4 protein-coding genes are annotated in these 2,571 nt (G+C 57.1%); all 4 read right to left on the reverse strand.

Annotation, left to right across the window (positions count from 1 at the left end; translation table 11 throughout):
- Window positions 1-488: protease pro-enzyme activation domain-containing protein (locus ABSG47_RS20700; protein ID WP_424172410.1), on the reverse strand; the 488-nt coding region annotated here is incomplete at its 3' end.
- 146 nt (window positions 489-634) lie between these two features.
- Window positions 635-1,168, reverse strand: coding sequence for an Lrp/AsnC family transcriptional regulator (locus ABSG47_RS20705; protein WP_424172413.1), 534 nt, complete (start codon window positions 1,166-1,168; stop codon window positions 635-637).
- A 19-nt stretch (window positions 1,169-1,187) separates the two neighbouring features.
- Window positions 1,188-2,213: a PLP-dependent cysteine synthase family protein gene (locus ABSG47_RS20710; protein ID WP_424172415.1), complete on the reverse strand. Its 1,026-nt coding sequence runs from the start codon at window positions 2,211-2,213 to the stop codon at window positions 1,188-1,190.
- A gap of 94 nt (window positions 2,214-2,307) precedes the next feature.
- Window positions 2,308-2,571: hypothetical protein (locus tag ABSG47_RS20715; protein ID WP_424172418.1), on the reverse strand; the 264-nt coding region annotated here is incomplete at its 5' end.

The following is a 2,571-nucleotide window of genomic DNA, read 5'->3' on the forward strand; positions in this document are numbered from 1 at the left end:
ATCGAGGTATGGAACGCCTCGTTGACCTGCCCGATGGTGCCGCTGAACTCAATGGAGGACTTGCCGGAGGAGACCTTGGCAACGGTCAGTCCATGCGACTGCATCCACGCGGTCACCTGCTGCACATCGGAGTCGGCCGCTCCAAAGCGCGTGCCGAACTCTCCGGGCGCGAGCCACTTGTGGTAGCTCGGGGAGGACTGCTGGTGCGCCGACAGCAGGAAGCTCTGCAGCGCAGTCTCCTGCTCGGGGGAGCGCTTCAGCGTCACCATCAGGCGCCCGGAGGGCTGGCTCTCATCTGCCGCGCCGAGGTCCCTCGCACCCTTCAGTGCAGCAGGGCGGCTCCCCGTCAGGGTGACCAGCTTGCTCTCATCGACGGGTGTCGTGATCAACGGCTGCGTCTGCGCCTTCAGTGACGGCGCAAAGGTGGCCAGGGCGAGAAGCAAGAGCGCAAGGGCGATAGTACGACTGCAGAGAAATATGCGTTTCATGAGAGTGGTCTCCGATCTGTGAAGCGTGCAGCGATTGAGGATGGACACAAGCGTACTGGAGCGGAAACACTCTGGGAATGGAGTTTATGCTGATGATTCTACTATTTTCCTAACGATGTAAGGAGAAGTTGGCTTTCGGCTATATTTTAATTCTTGCGCCCGCTAACGTTCAGTCCCTTCGCACTCTTCGCACTCTTCGAGATCTGGCCTTCGAGCACATCGTCCTTCGAGTCGATGGCCTTCGTCGAGAACGCCGTCGACAGCACAAGATAGGTTGTCGTCTCGGTATAGGGAGTGAGCATGTCGATCACTTGCTCCAGCTCCGTGACGGAAGTAGCAAGCACCTTCAGCAGAAAAGAGTGCGAGCCTGTCACCCGATGACATTCGATGACGCGCGCGATCCGCCGGACCTGCGTGGTAAAACGAGTGATCACGTCTCCAGGCACGTTGACGCCGATGTACGCCAGGATGGGATAACCAAGCCGGCTGGTGTTGATGACAGCCTTGTAGCCTTCAATGATTCCCACTTCCTCCAGCTTGCGGACGCGGTCCATCACCGCCGGCGTGGATAGCCCGACACGGCGGCCTAACTCGGCGAACGGTATCCGGGCATTCAATTGCAACTCCGAAAGAATCTTGCGCCCGATCGTATCCAGAAGCTTTTCATGCTGTTCGTCCATCGTTCCATCCTCCTTCGAGTTAAGCGACCAGGAAATCGAGAAGCTCCACCGCTGGGCTCACATAGGTCTCTCTGATCGGTTCCACCTTGAGCAGATCGGTGCTCAAGTACTTCCGGTTATCGTCGCAGAAGATCGTTGCTACGATCGCATCCGGTCCAAGACCCTCCTGCGCCTGAATGGCCGCGAGGAAGTTGCATCCCGACGAAATGCCGACGGCAAGACCCAGCGTACAAGCAAGCTTCTGCGCCATCAGGATCGCATCGCCATCGGATACGGACAAGATCTCGTCAAGCTGATCGAGCTCAAGTATCTCGGGGATAAACTCATCCGAGATTCCTTGCACCCGATGAGACCCAACCTTATGGCCGGTAGAAAGCGTAGGCGATTCTGCTGGTTGTACGGGATACAGTTTCGCACGATGTCCCGCGCTCTTCAGCGCCTTCGCCACGCCCATGATGGTTCCGCCCGTTCCGACTCCGGCGACAAACGCGTCGAGCCGCAACCCACGATTGGCAAGTTGCCGCAAAATTTCTGGGCCAGTTGTAAGCGCGTGCGCCTCAACGTTTGCACAGTTGGCAAACTGGCGTGGGAGAAAGCTATGCGGTTCGCGTTGCCAATGCTCCAACGTAAGGCGGATGCTGCCGACAAAGCCCCCTTGCTCGCTTGAAACAGGAACCACCTCGGCCCCATAGGACTGAATCAGCTGAACACGCTCCCGGCTCATCCAGTCAGGCATATAAATAATCACCGGATGCCCCATGGCCGTGCCGATCCCAGCCAGCGAGATGCCGGTGTTTCCGCTGGTTGCCTCAATGATCGGCGTTCCAGGCGCCAGGCTGCCGTCGGCATAAGCCCGGCAGAGTATATGCAAGGCCATCCGGTCCTTGATCGAGCCAGTGAGATTGAGATGTTCGGCCTTCGCATAGATTCTGCGGACCGATCCGCGATACCGAAATACAACCTCGACCATCGGAGTGTTGCCGATCAGCGCGCGCAGGCCTTCCACACTCTTCGGTGTCGCTCCCTTTAGCGGGGCAATAAGCACAGGGCACCTCCGAGCCTACGATAATCTAACCATCACCCCATACGGAATGCTCATTCGAAGGAGTTTGTCGTCCCATGCCGAACATTTTAATGAATTAAATCTCTTTCACTTCACCTTGTATTGTTTGATCTTTTACTGAATGTTTTCTTTGTTCGGACACTTGATTCCCTCGGGATACTTCAGAACATTCCCGTCGCTCGCCTATTGCGCCAGCTTCTCCATCACTAAGCATCAAGGGCGGGTGGCCCCGATCTCTGACCAAGATGAGGGTGCCACCGGTCCCTCGCCTTTGGGGACCGGTGATGCTTGCATCACAAAATAACCGGATGACCAGCACGAACGAGCGCGGCGTTACGGC

This window comes from Occallatibacter sp. (assembly GCF_049510455.1).
Lineage (GTDB): Bacteria > Acidobacteriota > Terriglobia > Terriglobales > Acidobacteriaceae > Telmatobacter.

Excerpts from the sequence above, each read along its gene's own strand:
- ABSG47_RS20705 (WP_424172413.1), bottom strand. The coding sequence starts at position 1,168 with ATGGACGAACAGCATGAAAAGCTTCTGGATACGATCGGGCGCAAGATT.